Annotated in this window: 11 protein-coding genes; 3 read left to right on the top strand and 8 right to left on the bottom strand. The window is 66.8% G+C overall.

Annotation, left to right across the window (positions count from 1 at the left end; all coding sequences use genetic code 11):
• Positions 1–8 precede the first annotated feature (8 nt).
• Entirely contained in the window at positions 9–365 is a 357-nt protein-coding gene (locus ACIOD2_RS47455) for a hypothetical protein (RefSeq protein WP_400552389.1), read from the top strand.
• On the opposite strand, the gene ACIOD2_RS47450 is transcribed toward ACIOD2_RS47455, so the two are convergent.
• The 7 genes from ACIOD2_RS47450 to ACIOD2_RS47420 form a co-directional block, all read right to left on the bottom strand.
• Complete coding sequence (locus ACIOD2_RS47450; RefSeq protein ID WP_400552387.1) at positions 343–3,690, bottom strand: tetratricopeptide repeat protein; 3,348 nt, start codon at positions 3,688–3,690, stop codon at positions 343–345. The two genes, ACIOD2_RS47455 and ACIOD2_RS47450, sit on opposite strands and share 23 nt — an antisense overlap.
• A 578-nt stretch (positions 3,691–4,268) precedes the next feature.
• Positions 4,269–9,383, bottom strand: a complete 5,115-nt coding sequence (gene mobF / locus ACIOD2_RS47445) for a MobF family relaxase (RefSeq protein WP_400552385.1) — start codon at positions 9,381–9,383, stop codon at positions 4,269–4,271.
• A gap of 361 nt (positions 9,384–9,744) precedes the next feature.
• Positions 9,745–9,966 carry a hypothetical protein gene (locus ACIOD2_RS47440; protein ID WP_400552383.1) on the bottom strand — a complete coding sequence of 74 codons (222 nt, stop codon included), beginning with the start codon at positions 9,964–9,966 and terminating at the stop codon, positions 9,745–9,747.
• 69 nt (positions 9,967–10,035) lie between these two features.
• Complete coding sequence (locus ACIOD2_RS47435) at positions 10,036–10,329, bottom strand: hypothetical protein (protein WP_400552382.1); 294 nt, start codon at positions 10,327–10,329, stop codon at positions 10,036–10,038.
• A gap of 66 nt (positions 10,330–10,395) precedes the next feature.
• Complete coding sequence (locus tag ACIOD2_RS47430) at positions 10,396–11,730, bottom strand: hypothetical protein (RefSeq protein WP_400552380.1); 1,335 nt, start codon at positions 11,728–11,730, stop codon at positions 10,396–10,398.
• 752 nt (positions 11,731–12,482) lie between these two features.
• Positions 12,483–13,313 (bottom strand): DUF6283 family protein, encoded by an 831-nt coding sequence (locus tag ACIOD2_RS47425; RefSeq protein ID WP_400552378.1) that lies wholly within the window; start codon positions 13,311–13,313, stop codon positions 12,483–12,485.
• A 56-nt stretch (positions 13,314–13,369) separates the two neighbouring features.
• Positions 13,370–13,783 (bottom strand): DUF6283 family protein, encoded by a 414-nt coding sequence (locus ACIOD2_RS47420; RefSeq protein ID WP_400552377.1) that lies wholly within the window; start codon positions 13,781–13,783, stop codon positions 13,370–13,372.
• 189 nt (positions 13,784–13,972) lie between these two features.
• Here ACIOD2_RS47420 and ACIOD2_RS47415 point away from each other — a divergent pair, with 189 nt between their 5' ends.
• Both ACIOD2_RS47415 and ACIOD2_RS47410 read left to right on the top strand, forming a co-directional pair.
• A complete protein-coding gene (locus ACIOD2_RS47415) occupies positions 13,973–14,617 on the top strand; it encodes a hypothetical protein (protein ID WP_400552375.1) in 645 nt (214 codons plus the stop codon).
• Between the two features lie 122 nt (positions 14,618–14,739).
• Positions 14,740–16,041 (top strand): hypothetical protein, encoded by a 1,302-nt coding sequence (locus tag ACIOD2_RS47410; RefSeq protein WP_400552373.1) that lies wholly within the window; start codon positions 14,740–14,742, stop codon positions 16,039–16,041.
• 64 nt (positions 16,042–16,105) lie between these two features.
• On the opposite strand, the gene ACIOD2_RS47405 is transcribed toward ACIOD2_RS47410, so the two are convergent.
• Positions 16,106–16,558, bottom strand: a complete 453-nt coding sequence (locus ACIOD2_RS47405; RefSeq protein ID WP_400552371.1) for a hypothetical protein — start codon at positions 16,556–16,558, stop codon at positions 16,106–16,108.
• Positions 16,559–16,721: the final 163 nt, after the last annotated feature.

The raw sequence follows: 16,721 nt of genomic DNA, 5'->3' as shown, positions 1-16,721 counted from the left end.
CGAACTGGTTGGCCGAGCACGTCGGTGCTGTCGGTGTCGGATTCGGCCTGCACGCTGCCGCCGCGGTGTACGTGGCGGGTCCGGTGCTCGTTGTGCGGGACTGGGTACAACGCCTCGCCGGATTCCGGGCGTCGCTGCTGACTGTCGCCGTAGCGACAGCGCCCGCTGTGTCCTTCGCCGTTAGCGAAGTACTCGACGCCATCGTCGACACCATCGTCGTCCGACGCCGCAGCGTCGCTGTCGGGGTGCTCTCTACTGGGATCGTCGGCCGCGTCACCGTCTCGCTGCTGTTCCCGGCGATTGTCCAGCTTCTCCTGCGACTGGCTCGCTCGACCCTAACCACTAACCGCGGTTGGTCTGTTTGAGGATTTCGTCTAGGAACTCGGCGGCGTCCGCGGAGTATGGGGAGGCTTGGTCGACGCGACTCCGCAAGACGGCTACCGCCTCGTCGAGCTTGCCAGCATCGATAAGGACGTCGACCAGGCACCGGGTGGCCTGCCAACGCCGCCGGCCGTACGTGGCGGTCTCGTCGTTCGCGTGAGGACTGAGCAGCTCGACGGCTTCTTGCGCTCGTCCGTTCTGCACCAGCAGGTCGGCCAGCAGCTTAGTTGACGCCATGTGGTCTTCCAATCGGATTTGGATGACGCGGTCCGCCTGCTCGTAGTTGACCTCGTCGCGGGTGACTCGCACACGCATCAGGTTGATCGCTTGGTCGAGTTCACCCTGTCGGACGAGTGTGTCCGCCACCAGCCGCGCCGCGAACGCTGCGCTGTAGGACGTGTGGCCGTCTGCGAGCTTGTGCAGTTCATCGAGTCGGCCATGTTCGGACAGGATGGCTGTCAGTTCCTTCGCGGCTGACTCGTCCACGCCCGCCCGTTCTTCGAGAAGTCGGACGGCTTCATCGACCTGTTCCTTCCGTGCGAGCAGCTTCGCCAGCAGAATTACGACCTTTCCCGCGCTCTTCGGGCCCCGATCGAGACGAGCACGCAGCACCACCAACGCTTCGTCTGGTCGACCGAGCTCGACCAGAGTATTCGCGAGCTGGACTGTCGCGGCCGTCGCGCCCTCGCCCACTCCGCTTGCGAGGGCTTGTAGCTCGTCGAGTCGATTGTGCCGGGCCAACAGCTGTGCAAGCTGAGTGGCAACATTGGATTCGTCGCTGTCGCGGATGAGCGCGGCCCGCAACACGTCGATCGCGTCTTCAGGCCGACTCTGCTGGTCGAGTACGTCCGACAGCCTCAGAGCGGCCGCGCTGGCGAGGTAGACGGAGCGGTCATCGGTCAGTGCGCGCAGTTCAGTCAACTTGCCGCAATCGGCGAGAATCATCGGAAGTTGTCGTGCCGCGTAGCAGGCAGCGGGCTCGTGGCCTCGCGCTACTCGGTCGAGTAGCCAGATCGCCTCATCGATCTGACCGTTCTTTGCCATGAGGCTCGCGAGGCGGACCTTCGCGTAGTCCGCCACGTACGCGTCGCTGTCCGCAATGGCTTCCAGCCGCGCGAACAGCAGCGGCTCGGCCAGATGGTCCTGAAGCAGGGCGTGTCGAAACTGCCAGACAACACCGGCCGGTCGAAGGAGGTCACGTGCGTGCGCGTCCTGCAGGAAATGCCGAAGCCGCCATGGAAGCCAACCCAGCAGTGCCAATCCGAAATGGGCGGCCCGAAACCGAAGCCACTCGCGGAGCCCGGCGAGATACGCCGAAAACGTGCCCGCGATGACCATCCCGACAAGCCCCGCTGTGCCGACCGCTTCCGGTTGGCAGACCGCCGCTGCTATCGCCATCAGACAACCCGCGACCAGTCCGTTCAGTAGACCGGCGACGGAGGCGCGGTGTCGCAGGGCAGTCAACCCGGGCCACGGTATGAAATGTCGGTTTGCCGGCGCCTTCGGTGAGCGTAAGGCGCGGATACTCAGGAACAGCAGCGCGTAACTCGTCACGGCGAGCGCGCCTGCGCCACCTGTGTTGGTCATTTTGACAGTGAGCGCACCGAGGAGAAAAACGCACGCGAAGACGGTGCAGACACGGAGGTTTCGGTTAAGTCGCTTTTGTTTCAGCGACGCAACGCCCCACGTGGTGTGCAGGGAGGTCACCAGGTAGTCGATCATTGCAAGCCCCCCGATAGCCACCATGCTATTGGTGAAGCCGCGCCAGCCAGTATTGGACACCGCCGCGAGGATGCCTCCGAAGGTGACCGCGGCTGTCGTGGCGATCACCAGGCCGGCTAGCCAATAGGTGATTGGCGGCCGTCTCAGGTCGGAGGAGAAGAAGGCAACCGCTAGTAAGGATATCGCGACTACGAGACACAAGAACCATATTGGTATGGGTAGTCCCAGGAGCGCCAAGATACCCGTTGTCACAATGACAGAAAGGGAGAGCGTCGAGACGGCCCGTAAACGCACCAGGAGAGATGCTTGGGTTGGGGCTTGGGGAGTGAGGCGTTGCCACTCCCAGTCGCGGGTTCCCGCTCGTGCCATCTGAAACGCAACAAAAGTCAACCAGCGGTGGCGTCGACTCAGCCACTGCCCCTTAGCCTCGACCGCTGTGGGGTCAGCGGAAGCTGGGCGCTCATCGGAACAGGCGTCTGCGAGGTATGCCTCGAAGAGGTGCTTGGTGAGCAGCTCCTGGTTATCGAACCGAAGGAGCACACTCGGGTCGGTCACCCGCGCTCGGTACGCGGTTCGTGCAATCGAGGCCATGAGGGGACTCGACAGCACCCGTGCCAGCAGACCAGTCGGACATTCGTCCAGCTTGTCGAGCACCGGCTGCCATCGGGCCCGGGCGGTCGGCGGCTCGGAGAGAAAAGTGATCACTTGTGCCGATGTGACTGGTTCGATCTCGACCACGGCCGCCGTCGACAGCATGGCACCACAGTCGGTGGCCGTGTGGTAATCCACGCTTCGGCAGGTGAGCACCAATGGGCGTGCGGCGACGGTCCAGCTCTCTAGTCTGTCTAACGCTTTGCCCTGCCAAACCACCGGAAGCTCGTCAAGGCCGTCGAGCACGGGAAGCAAATTGCCCGTCGATATCAGTTGGGTCAGCTCGCTGCCAGCTCCGGCTAACTCGGGATAGTCCTCGGAGATTCTTCGGGTGATGAACTCCTCGATGTCCTCCAGGGCGGGGTTCCACGATCCGATCGGCAACAGGACCGGCACCAACCCGTCTTGCGCGTACCTGTTCGCGACGTCGAGCGTGAATAGCATTGCGAGCACGCTTTTCCCGGCGCCGGGTCCTCCGAGTACGACCAATTGACGGTGTGGCAGCCGACCGAGAAACGCGTCGGCCATTTGGCCGATGTCGCCGCTCAGCGGAGCGGTCTGCCAGCTGGAGTCACGGTCCTCGTTCAGCACAACGTGCCGACTCGCGGCCACATCTCGATCCGTCGATGACCATCGCAGATTGATCGGCGCAGGGTTGCGCAGCCGCCGGGCAACCACCTTGTCGACCGACTGCCGCTTCACCCCGGCAAGCAAAGTTGGTACCGCACCAGCGGATTCGTCGCTCAATACGGGGATGAACTGCAGCAACACCGTCACCAGGAGCAGCAAGCCCGTAGAGCCCCAGGTGACCAGCGGCCACCAGCGCCAGTCGACGTCGACGGTGTTGGTGGCGAGGTTGCCGACCAAGCTGAACACGCAGGTCGCCACGAAGGCCACCACTTGTAACCGTCGGCGCACCTGATTCCGGACCTTCACAACGTCACATTGTCGCGCAGGCCCCATCGTATGATGACGCTGCCTCCCTCAGTCGAGTAGCGCTCCTTGTGTGCGTCGGGCGTGGACATGATCATCTCGGTGTTGCGGTTCGGCCGAGTCGTAGCCGCTCGCCCGGGGGGGCGTGCCGGATCTGCATGTTCGCCCTCTCGTCCACTGCCATTGCACGTCGGCGGGAACCCAGCCGTCCCTCACGCCCACTCGATCATCTGAACAGAGCCGAGAGGACCAGCCCTCGATCAGGTCCCGGACCTGATCCCAATAAGGACCCCGCCACGCGATCGATGAATTCAATGTCGCTGTCCCGTGTCCGGCCGGGGACGGAGTGGTTCGCTCGACTGCGGAGAAGACGGCCAGCCGATCGTCGTCAAGGAACCCACATCGTCGCCGAGGAAGCGCGCACGGTGCAGGAAGGTTGGGGCCACGAAGAAGCAGAAGCTTGGCCGCCGACGACAGCGAGTCAGGCCTGTAGAGGAATCCCGGGCGAATTACGATGTCCGGTGAGGACGGCGACGTGATCGATCAGTGGCCGTCCTCGTCGAATGTCGTCGGTGGATGGCTCAGTAGCTGAGACCGCGGTGGGCGCTTTCACCGTAACCGTGGTCCTGGCCGTCGACCAGTTCGTCCTCCGATTCGGTTCGACGCGCGGCCGCCGTCGTCTCCGCTTCGGCGTCCTCTTCCTGTTCCTTCTCAGCGGCGAGCTCGGCATCGAACCGTGCCACATAGGCATCGGCCGCGTCGCGCAGTGATTCGCGGGTCAGCATCATGTCCGATGCGGCGTCTTCGGGGTCGGGTGTGGTCATCAGGTGCCTCCAATGCCGCGTGATGTCACGCCAGGCGTCGGCCCGCAGGTCGTCGCCGATGGGTTGGTTGCCGAGCGGGGAGGCAGCGTCGGCGGTGGTGATTCCGTACGTTTCACGATACGCCGCGGCCAGCCCGACGACCTGGTCCCACTGCCGCGCGAGCGCGGCATCGTCGGGGCGGGCGCCGAGGCGCGCGAGCCAAGCCGGTTGCGCCCGCACTGCCTCGTCCCGCAGCTGCTCTGTTCTTGCGGTGATCTCCGCGTTCAGGGTCGCTAGCCGTTCCAGCGAACCGCGGTACTTGGCCGTGTGCGCTAGATCGGGTTGGGCCTGCCAGGGTAAGGCGGAGTGGTGCCCTTCTCCGGCATCATGCTGGCGGACGAGGGCGCTGACGAGCGCGACGCCGGTCCTTCGGGGGGCGGTGTGCTGGGCACCGGCTGTCGTCTCGGCGACCTGGCGGGCCGCGTCGGCGAGCGCGGTGTCGGGATCGAGTCCTCCGGTGGCGCCGCCGGCGGCGTGGCGCCACACGATGCCCCACTGCTCATCGGTCACCGGGGCATCGGGCAGGTGCGTGGCGACGATCTGCTGCCACCGGTCGACCTGCTCGTCAGTCGCTGGCGCGATCCGAGCGGGTGCATCGTGGGTTCCGACGTGCTCGTTGACCCGCTTGGTGAGCACCGCAGCCGGATCCTGGGCCCAGCTGAACCCGCGGTCGTCGGCCAGGTCGCGGACGAGGCGTTCGGCCTGCCACCCGCGGTCCTGCGCGCGGGCCAGCGCCGCCAACGCGGCCTGTTCGGCACTGGCGTTGACCGCGTCGGGGATGTAGCGGGCGAGGACATCGAGGTAACGGTCCTCATCACCGTCGCGCGCCAGCAGCTCGTAGCGGCGAATGAGCACGTTCAGGGGCTCGAGGACGACGCGTTCCTCGACGTCATCGAACTCGGCGAACACCTCGTCCAAGTCGGCGGTGTGAGCCATCGCGCGCGGCTGCGCGGGCGCCGATGGGGCTGTCGCTTGCGCACGGCCGAAGGACTCCCAGCGCTCGGTGAGGACGTGCCAGGCGTGTGCTCGCGCGCCGCGGCTGCCAGGCTTGGCGCCCAGCGGCGCCTCACTGTCGATGCGGAACGTCTCGCGGTAGGCGGCGACCAGGCCGACCAGGTCGTCCCAGTCCTCGGCGGCGATCGGGTTGTCCGGCCGCGGCCCGAGACCCGACACCCACTCGGGCTGCTCGCGGATCACCGCAGCGCGGAGGTGCTCGACACGCTCGGCGATGGCGTGGTTCATCTCGTGCAGGTACTGGGCGTGCCCTGGATGGTGGCGGACGTGGGCGAAGTCGGGTCGGGCCAGCCAGGGAACGGCCCGCTGATGGGCCTCATCGCGCTCACCTCGGCGCTCCAGCTCGGCAGCGAGAGCGGCATCGGCGTACCGGGCATCCGGCATCGGATCCGGCACGACCGGACGCGCGGCGAGCTGATGGGCGACGACGGTCAGCGCGGCGTCGACGTCGAACCCGACCGCCAGCGCACCAGCCGCGCGGACCCAGATCTTCTCCCATTCCGGGTCTTCGACGGCCGCGTGCGGGGCGATCGCGTCGACGATGCCCCGCCATCGAGTCAGGTCGGCCGGCTGCGGTGGTGCGGTCGGCGAGGGCGGCTGGCGGCGTCCGAGATGGGTGGTGATCCGGGCCTGCAGCGCCGCACCGGGGTTATCGGCCTCGTCGAGGGACTGGCGCCAGCGCATGACCGCGGCGACGAGCGGGTCGGGTTCCCAGCCGAGATCGTGAGCGTTGCGCAGCGTCTGGATCAACGCGGGCTCGCTGTCCAAGTCCACGGTGGAGGGCGCCCGGCGGGCGAGGATGGCGCGGTAGCGGTCCTCGTCGCGGTAGGTGGCGGTGTAGTTGTAGCGCAGCACCAGCGTGCCCATCGACACTGCCTCGTCCTGCGCCTCGCGCAACGTCTCGGTCGCCGAGACCTCGGCGCCGGAATGGTTCAGCACCCCCGTCAGCACCGACCACGGCGACACTGGTTCGGGGGTTTCGCGGTGCTGGTCGATGACGTGGTGGTGGGTGACCACGTAGATGAAGTTGCGCAGCATGGCGCGGGTGATGCCGGGGTAGAACTGCTCGCGGGTCATCGTCGGCGGCACCAGCAGGTGGGCGTTGCCGGTGCTGGTCATGCCCTGCACGCGGTTGATGGTGGCGGCGTAGGCGAGCTCGACGTGCGCCTGGACGTACCCGGCCGGCAGCGTGATCGCGGCCTTGTGGACCCGATGCTGAACGGTGATCTTGCCGTTGGCGTGGACGTCGGTGACGGTCCAGACGTCGCCGTTCTTGACGAAGTCACGCCCGCCGAACAGCGAGAGCAATCGCTGGTTGTGGCGGGTGACGACCCAGTCTCCGACCCCGGCGGCGGTGGCGTCGTGCAGCTCCACCTCCCGACCCCGCTCGACCGCACCACGGGCCAGACGCCGTTCGCGGGCGTCGATGTTGAGCGCGACGGTGTCCTCATTGGTCGGCACAATCAGCAGCGACTGCACACCGGCATCGAGATCGGCCTGCCAGCGCGACCGTGCGGCGTCGCGCATCGTCTCCAGCGACCCGTCAGAAACCCGGCCGCTGTCGAAGTAGTACTCGAGCCCCTTCGGATCCCACGCCCGGATCTGCAACGACGCCGCGGCTTGCTTCTTGCGGTCTTCGCTGCGGAAACGCACGATCTCCCGGAAGCGCACGGCGCCGACATCGTGGGCGATCAGCCGGATCGCGCCACCGGCTTCGACTGCGGCCAGTTGCGCGTCATCCCCGATCAGTCGCACGTCCGCGCCGTTCTTCAGTGCGTACTTCACGACCTTGTGCAGGGTGTGGGTGCCAGCCATGGCGGCTTCGTCGACGATCACCAGGTCCCCGGCCTCCATCGGGAACGCGACGCGAGCGAACCCGAACCGCAGCGCGGTGGTCAGCTGGTGCAGCGTGTGCGGCTTCGCGCCGATTGACGAGCCGAGCTCCTGCGCCGCCCGGGCTGACGGGCCGAAGGCATAGACGCGGTGCCCGGTGCGCCGCCATGCGTTCGCCAGGACCTTCATCGCCGAGGTCTTCCCGGCCCCGGCCGGCGCGAGTGCGAGCTGTAGCCGCCGTCCGGAGCGGGCGAACTGGTGCACCATCTCCGTCTGCCCGGCGTTGAGGCCTTGGCCGGCGAGTGCCTTCTCGACGGTGTCGATGCGCAGCCGGTGACCGCCGCCTCGGCGCGCCCAGGCGACCAGGTCGCCTTCGGCGGCCAGGGTGGCGGAGGTGGTGTAGCGGGTTGAGTGGTGCTCAACGAACACCGACTCGCCGTCCCGCCGACGCAACGAGGCCGGTTCGTTGACTGCGGTCGGCCCGACCAGGGCGAGGGTGTCGGGCTGGGCGAGGATCGTATCGACGACATCGACGATCAGCTGGCCGCGCTTGTCGGCCTGCATCCGTAGGTGCGCGGACTGGCGGTGGGCTTCGGCGGCGAGGTTCCACCAGGAGAAGTGCGCGTAGTTGTCCGACACCACCTCCCGCGTGACCTCGGCGAGTTTGGCGATGTCGACCGCGTCCGGCTGTCCGCGTCCGCTGAGAAACACCGCCCGGCTCAGTGTGTCCAGCACCGTCGCGGGAACGAGGGTGAGTGCGTGCTCGCGCCACGCCGCGAGGTGCTCCGGCAGCGTCTTCGGAGATTGTTTGCCGGGCCGGTTGTCGTACTGGGCGGCGCGGTCGATCGCAAAGATGTCCTTCGGCGTCGGCTCCTTCCCGTGCTGAGCTGTGAACTCGACGATGCGCTTGGCCCGAGCGGCTTCGAACTGGCGGTGGCGCTGGGAAAACAACTTCACCAGCTCGACTGGAATCCTTTCCAGCTGCCACACCGGGCGTTTCATGTCCACGCCCTCCGCGCCCCGCTGCACCCAAGACGCGCCTTGCTCACGAAACAGGTCACGCAGGCGGCTGTCGAAGTACTCCGACGCGGTGACGGTCGCGGCAAGGATGGTGCGGCCGTCGAGCGCTGTCCATTCGCCGTCGTCGCTGCGCCTGACCTTCGACGAGATGAGGGCGTGGATGTGAAGATGAGGGTCCGAGGCACGCGAGTCCCAGTGCTCGAACAGCGCCGCCGTGATCCCGTCGACGTCGACCTGTGCCTCGCCCATGTTCCCGCGGCGGGTGAACGCGACGTTCTGCTCTACATAGGACAAGGTGTCACGCGCGGCCTGGCGGACCATGCCGGCGATCAGCTCCCGCTCTACCGGTTGGGCCATGGCCCACGCGATCGACACGGATTTGTCGGGCGCGAAAACCATTTCGAAGCCCGACACCGCGCTCTTCAGGTTGCGTTTCTGCTCGGCCAGCCACGTCTTCAGCTCCGTGTCGCTGGCAGGCCCATGGCCTTCGTGGGCTTTGCGATAAGCCTGCAGTTGCACCCCGCGGCGCAGTTCCGCGCGCGTGGCCGCGGAGATCGGCGCACCGATCGGACGACCATGGAGAACGTTGTGGTCCCTGTAGGCCTGCGACACCTGGCTGCGTAGGTGATCCAGCTCGGAGTACTGCGGGAAGCGACGGCCCAGCCGGGTTGCCTTCAACGCCTCTTCGGCGGTGGCGCCGTCGGCGATCATCTCGGCTTCGATGGCGTCGGCGTGCGGGTTTCGGCCTTCGCCGAACAGGCTGTTCATCTGGACAGGGGTGACTGCGCCGGAGAGTCCTAAGTGCTCTGCTCCGGCGCCGAACCATTGGCCTGCCGGGTAACCACGGGAGAGGTAGTAGTCACTTAACAGCTCGCCGGGTTCGAGCTCACGGCTGCGATCGGCGCACGCCACCGTGTTCGTGAGGTACTCGTGACCACCAGGGCTCAGCTTCCGCAAGCCCATCATGTCCACATCAGACTACGCCGAAAATCTGGCGGCATCCACCTGGTTCAGAACGTCTGCAAGACGTGCTGTGGGCCGGGCCGGGGGCCGGGTAGGTGAGGCGTGGGCGGGTGGCGTGGCGGGCGGGTGAGGGCGGCAGGGAGGTGCGGGGGTGGTGTGGTGGCGGGCTGGGGTGAGGTTGTGGGCGGGGTGAGGTCGGTGGTTGGGTGAGGTGGGGGCGACGGAATTTCGTAGCGAGCGCCGGCGCCTGCACAAAGGCGCCCCTGGCGCCGTGTGCCGGCGCCTGCGCGGTCCCCGAGAAACGCGGACACGAAAGCGGCCGCCGATCGCAAGATCGGCGGCCGCTTTCTCGGCGCGAGGGTTGCTACAGGCTGGTGAGGTACCGCAGAGCGTGACGGATCTGCTCGACGGGAACGACTTCGGTCATCGGCCCGCCCGTTGTCGTGGTCGCGTACTCCGTGCACTGGCTCAGCAACGTACGGAGGTACACGGCGACGGCGCGCGGCTGATCGGTCGGAATCTGTGCTGCGGTACGGCGCGCGGCGTGCTGGGCGATCCAGTCGGGCGTGCTGGTGGTGTCGGACATGACGGTCTCCTGAGGCTAGAGGCGTCGCACGTGGGTCGCGCTGCGATCGCTCGTGCGCTGGGTGGGCGTCTAAAACGGACGGTTTGCGCAGTCGATGTGCCCGCAGCCGACGCCACATCGGATGGAGGACCGCGTGTCGTGGCCGGGGTGGCTTGTCCGGGTGAGGTGCTCCAGCTCGCTGCGGATCGCGTTGGCAGGCACGACGTCGAGCGGCAGGCCGTTCGATGTGGTGAGCGTCCGTGCGTGGCGTGCGAGAAGCTCGCGTAGGTAGGCGGCGATGGGTACGGGCGCGTCGGTCGCGATTGTGTCGGCGGCGGCTATCTCACGGTCGATGTCGGCAAGGACGTCATCAAAGGTGCGCACGGTGGTGGCTCCTCGTGGGCAGGGGCGGGGCACCCGGTCCGGGTGCCCCCGCTGGCGAGTGGGTGATTAGGCGACGGCGGCGAGTTCGCGCGTCGGCGCGAACGCGGACAGCGGCGGCATGTCCCGGTCTCGGCACAGCTCGCACCGGTCGTCTGAGGTCTGGGCGCGCTGTTCGATGACGGCGCGTTCGAGGTTGCATGCGGTGCAGAGTCCGCCGGGTGCGACCGGGCGCAGTGCGATTCGGTCGTAGTCGTCTTCGCTGACCTGGTGGCCGGTCAGGTCGCTGATCAGTTCCCGGCTGGTGTCGGTGTCGCGGTGGCGCTGGCGTTCCTGCTCGTAGGCGTCGACGCCGCTTTCGTTCTTGCGCACGATTCCGGCGGACGGGATCGCCTGCTGGATCTGGCGCCATTGCTCGTCGTACTCGGCTTCGACTTCACCGGCGAGGTGGCGACGGGCGGCCTTCTGCTCGATGGGTTCATGCGCGGCCTTCCGCTTCGCCTTCCGACCGTCGCGCTTGGCGCGGGGCTTCGCCGTGGTCGCGGGCTCGTCGTGTGCTGCCGGGGCGGCCTGCTGAGGCTCGGCGGTTGTGGCCTCGGCTGCGGTTGTCGGCTCGGCCGCTGCGGCGGTGTCCTCGTCTGGCCGGGGGAGCTGCGCGGATTCGGCTTCCCGGCGGCAGGCATTCGAGCAGTACGGGAGGTCTGGGGTGTCGGCGAGGTTGCCGTCACAGGAGCCGCACCGGTGCGGCTCCCGGGTTTCGGCCGTGACTCCCTGCGTCCCGGCGTCGATGGCCTGCTGTTGCGCGGCGGCGCGGGCGCGGGCCCGTTCGGCGCGGGCCTTGCTGGCGTGCACGCACGCGGTGACCAGGGTCCGCATGTTCGGTGTGAGCGTCGGCCACAGGTCATGGGCGGTCTGGATGGCGTCCACGATGGCGGGGTGGTCGACGCTGGGGTTTTTGAGCAGCGTCGCGCATACGATGAATGTCGCCTGGTGTTCGTGGTTGGTCTGGGCGTTGAGCCACCGCAACCCGTTGAGTGCGTCGGCGATCCGTCGGGGGGTCTCGCGCAGCATGGCTGTCACGTCGTTGACGTCGGTCACGGCGACGTCCCGGCGGGTCTGGCTGGTGTAGACGCATCGGGTGAACAGCTCGCGTTCCTGTTCGCCGTAGCTGTCCCACTCGGCGTGAGCGTTGCGCACGGCGGCGAGGACGTCGCCGCTGGTCGCGGCGTCGGTGTTGAGCAGCGTCGCGCAGGCGGCGAGGATGGCGGGCGGGTTCTCGCCGCTGTCGGTGAAGATGTTCCGCAGTTCGGTGAGCGCGGTGCGGACGCGCGGCGGCTGCGTCTGAAGTGCCTGCACGGCGCGGTCGATGCTCTGGTGGTGTTTACGGTGGATGGCCGACGTCATGGTAATGAGTCCTTACGTGTTGGATGAGTTCGGTTCTCGGGTTTGCGGTCCCGATCACCTTGCATTTCCATGTTATCGCTTGGACTCGTTTTATTCCACTTGAAATGGCGTATTGCGTGCGCCTTTTTCGAGTCTTTTCGGGCCTTGCGATGTTCGGGTATCTGATTGGCTGACTCGTGCCGTTTTGATGGCTGTTGAGGCCGCTGGCCTGCTCGGTCCGCCTAGTCTCGCTGGTTGGTGCGGTAAGGGTGACTGTGTGCTGAGTGGGTGGTGGGTGGCCCCGAAGCAACCGGGGCAGGCCTCCGGCCTGCCCTTAATGTCTGCCCTAGGGAGCCAGAGGCTCCGAATGGAATGGTGGGGCCCCAAGATGTTTTTGACCACGCTTTTCGGTCAAAAAGATGTTGGGGACACGCCGTTCTATTTGGAGGGGGCGACCGATACAATTTCGGGGCCACCCACCACCCACGGACGCAACATGACCATCTGAAGGTGCCTGCGGCCCGTGTGCTCTGAGAGGCGATTGCTGACCAGCGGAAACTGTGGCTCCACCCCGCAACTGTGTGCTGCTGACCTGCGGGTATAATTCCCGCAGCGCTCCGTGGGCCTACGTGTCCCTGAGGCGGAGTGTCAGCGGACCGCCGCGAGTTTTGCGGCTCGCTACCTCGGTGGCGTGGTCCTTCGGGGCTACTGCGGCGGTGCCGCGCCTATCCAGGCAACTCGACCCAGGTTGCACAATTCCCATGCGCGGTACTTCAGCGAGGCGACGAGATGTTGATGGGCTCGTGCACTCCGCCGGCCAGGACGCCGGCTGCGGCCAAGTGGTGGCGCAGCTGTTCAGCTTGGGCGGTCGTCTCGTCGCCGTCATCGACGCCGACGGCGTCGATGATGAACGCTCGGATGATGCTGATGGCGGTGTCGCTGCCGCTGTAGAGCTCGTGGGCAGGTGCGTCGAGCTGGCCGGTGGCGGCCAGGCGGCCGGCGAGCAGGTCGGCTTGACTCGTCATGGGCTCGCCGAGGTCCATGCCGGCGCTGGCGACGATGAATTCGCGGATGACCCGCGCTGCCCGGTTGATGATTGAGTCTGTCGACATCGATGCGTCCTTGGCGGGGGTGGTGTCGCTGGAGTCGAGGTAGGAGCGACTGTCGCGGCAGGGGGCGAGGGTGGGGTCGTCGGGGGCGACGCCGTTGGCGATGGCCATCTCGCGGTAGTCGTCGTAGAGGGGCCGGTCGGTGGACACGGCGGTGGGGACGTCGGGGCCGTGCACGCGGACGGCGAGGTTATGGGCCGAGCCGCGCAGAAGGAACCCCGCGCAGGTCTTGGGCTCGTCGCGGGGGCTGGAGTGACAGCCGAATTTGTGGGTGGCGAGGTCGTAGGCGGTGTGCGCGGAGTGCTGGAACACCTCGGGCGGGAACGCTCCAGTGGGGGAGTCGCGCAGCCAGGGGCAGCGTGTGCACGGTGTGGCCTGATAGGCAGCACCGGGGGCCATGTAGGTGATGACTCCCCACCCGTCCGCGCCAGGCTGGACGGCGATGATCTCGGCGCCGGTGGCGGGCGTGGGTGTCTCGTCGGTGGGGTCTGGCACGCTCGATGCTCCCTCGCTGGTGACCGGATACAGGTTAACGGTGGCCAGCGTGCGGCTCAGCGACCCCCGGGCGGGTCCGCGGGGGAGAGGCTGGCGGTGGGCGGTGCGTTCAGCTGCTGGCGGGTGCGCTCGGCGGTCAGGTCGTCGAGGCTTTCGTGAAGCGGAGGCCAGTCGTCATTGGTGTCGACGGCGGCGGGTGGGAGCTTGTCGATCATCAGGGCCATCCGGATGCCCAGGTGGTGGCGGCCGACGACGGCCAGCCATCCGGCGCACAGCCGCATCGGGTGTGCGGAGTCCGGCTGGTCGAGGTGGCATGACATCGCGGGCGCGTCGGCGGGGGCCTCGCAGCCGGCGAAGCCGTTCGCGTTGGCGAGCTTGGTCATGTCGGCGTCGCTGAAAGCGGTGAGGTCGGCGTCTTGCCGCCAGGGACATTGCGCGCAGGGATGAGTGCGGTGAGGTTCCGGTACCACGGTCGCCCGATCCTTTCGTCAGGTCGTCGGTCTGCTCGCCCATGTCGTCGCGTTTCGAACGCTGTCTGACGGTCTCACACGATATCGGTTCATGGCGGGTCGGCCCGAGTGTTTGATGCGGCGCCGTGAATGGCGTCGCGGGTAGGCTCGGCGAGGTAACCGCAGCCCTCCCCAGCGGGGAGTGTCGGCATGGTTGAGAACAAGACGACCGGTTCGCGGCGGCGTCGTCGGTCGACGGCGGCGCTGGAGAGGCTGGAGGCCGCTCGGCAGCGCCGCGTCGAGCAACTGGAGCGCGAGCGGGAGAACGAGCGTCGCGTGGACGCGGCCCTCGCGCCGTTCGCGGAGGCCGCGACGGCGATCGACGGTGTGGAGCGCCGGCGGGAGGACCGCGTGGTTGCGCTCGAGTCGCAGTTGGAGCGGAAACTGGCGGAGCTGGACCGGCAGCGGGCGGCGAAGGTCGCGGACTTCGAGCGCCTGGTCGAGCAGGTCCGCGCGGACGCGGAGATGGAGATCGCCGAATGGCGTGCGGTGATGGCGACGTCAGTGGCGCAGATCCGGGCTGCGGAGGTCGGTGCGGCGGAGACGGCGGTGTTGCTGGGGATCCCGGCGAGGATGGTGGCGGCGTTGTCGCGGCTGGCTGCTGAATCCGGTTGCAATGCCGGGTTGGAGGCGACCCGAGATGAGAGTCCTTCTCGCGCGGATGTGGCGGCGGTGGGGGAGAACTGCGGCGCTGAGTCGCGGGAGGAGGTGGCTGAGTCTGTGGACTCCAACGGTGAGGCGATCGACGCGGAAGAGGAGTCTGGCAGAGAAATCGTCGGGCTGGCCGAGCGGTAAGTGAGTCCGATGGTGCCGGAGGCCAGGTAGTTGGCCGCGTTGGTTCGTTGGCTGGAACTTTCGCGAATGCGGCACAGGGGACGCTTCGGTCTTGTTAGCCTCCTGCTCGGGAGGGTGCGAACATGACGGATTGGATACGTGACGACGCTTTCGTTCAGGCTATCTACCAGCGCCGGTCGACGATCGAGCAGTGCATCTGGGAGCTGTTGCCCAAGGGGCCGGATGAGGACTACGTACCGCCGGGTGATCCCGAACCGCCGCCTCCGATGCGCTTGCGGGCCGACTGCCTTGCTTACCTCGAAGATCAATGGGTCCTTGTTACCCAGTTCACCGGTCCCAATGCTGCCGACGCTTGGGAGATGCGCGAAAACATTGCTGCCGTTCTGGATCAGAATCTTGTGCCGCTCAACCTCGGCGGTGGCGCCGGCGACGAGAGTTTTATCCGCACACGGATCAACGCTCAAATCGGGAGCCAGGACTGGGTCGGTGCGGGTCGGGATGCGTTCGAGAAGCGACTCAGAGACTTGATCTTGGCGGTGGCAAGCCAGCAGGAGTTCGCGGGTGTGTTGCAGGGAACGATGGACTTGCATTGGTCGCTGCTCAGTTCGTCACGATCTGCGGTGCTTGCGGTTCTTGACAAGACGATCCAGGCGATGCGTGACGCGATCGAGGACATGCGCGGCGGTTTCGGCGATCTCATCGAGAGAGTCTGGGGCGAGGTCAAGGGGTACCTTGCCGCGCTTGACGTCGTTGGGGTCTTGACCGATGTCAAGAGCGTTGGCCCGGCTGGGGCGGTGCGCACGGTTGCGCACGGGCTGGGCAGCACCGTATTGCATCTTCCGCTGGGTGCATTGTTCGAAGGGACTTCGTCGGACCCGATGGTTCCGCTGGAGGCGATGGTCGCCGAGCTTCGGGCCGTTCGGAAGGCCACGCAGCAGGACAGTGCGAAGATCGCCGGCTTGCTCGGGGAACTGGACCCGTACCTGAGTGGCGACAGGCGCACTTACCTCGTCCACGAGGAGGGGCCTGTTCTGCCGGACTCTGATAACAAGCCCGACCCGGGTGGCGGGACGACCATGGAAGTCGATCCCAACTCGCTTGAGCGGATCGGGGTGATTCTCACCGAAGCACGGGATACGTTGCAGGTTGCCCGTGATCGGATGGTCGCCGCTGACTCTGAGAACGGCGTTCGGCCGTTTGCCGAGTATGACGTGGGGACTGGTCGTGAACCGATGTTCGCGGAAATGAAGGAGCGGTGGCCCGCTGCGCGCGTTGTCCTCGAGCAGGCGATGGGCGCGACGATGACAGGTACCGAGGTGACGGTGCAGAGCCTGAGTGCTGCGGCGAACCTGTACCGGAGGTCGGAGCAGGAGAACCATCAGATCATGCATAAGATCGCTATGGATCTAGGGATGGGGCAGTAAGTTCCGTGGTGCTCGCGCAGGTGAGCCGCCGAGTTCGACGAGTCGTCGCCACATAGTTAAAGGGCTAGCTTGTGCTGGCGTGTCGTGTAGCGACGTGACGGGCCTGCTTGATCAAGGCGAGCCGTTTGCGTCGCTGGTAGTAAATGGTCATCGCAGTGAGGCCGCAGCAGAGCGCGAACCCGACCGTCCAGCGGTTCCCGGGTCCGTCGCCGTCGGCGCCGGGAAAGTGCGAAGCAAACACGTAGCCGGGCAGTGTGATCGCGCCGAGGATGGCGGCGAGCCGGTAGCGCTTGCTGCCCTTCAGCTTGGGCTTGATGCGGTGGCGGCTGAGGTAGGCGGCGACGCACCCGATGAGCGCTCCGAAGAGCAGCGCGCCGGGCAGGGCGAGCAGTCCGGCGGGGTCGGTGAAGGGTGTGAGGAGGAGTCCGATGTAGCCGACGGGCTGGATGCCGAGGTAGACGCCGGTGCCTCCGGTGAGGACGAGCCCGGGGATTGTGACGCCGTAACGAATGCTCATGCTGCGAGCGTAAAGCGATTCGGCCACCCCAAAGGGTGATCTTCTGGCCAGGGACGGCTTTCTTTGTTGTCGCGCGGCGCATGCCTTGCACGGGGCGGCCGGTGTGATGGGACGGCTGGTGCGGCGGGTGGTGGGCATCGTGACCTCCGGGAGGCGACGGGCT

Source organism: Amycolatopsis sp. NPDC088138 (assembly GCF_044741685.1).
GTDB lineage: Bacteria > Actinomycetota > Actinomycetes > Mycobacteriales > Pseudonocardiaceae > Amycolatopsis.
Note: the sequence above shows the minus strand (reverse complement) of the source record. Positions and strands in the feature narration are given on the sequence as shown.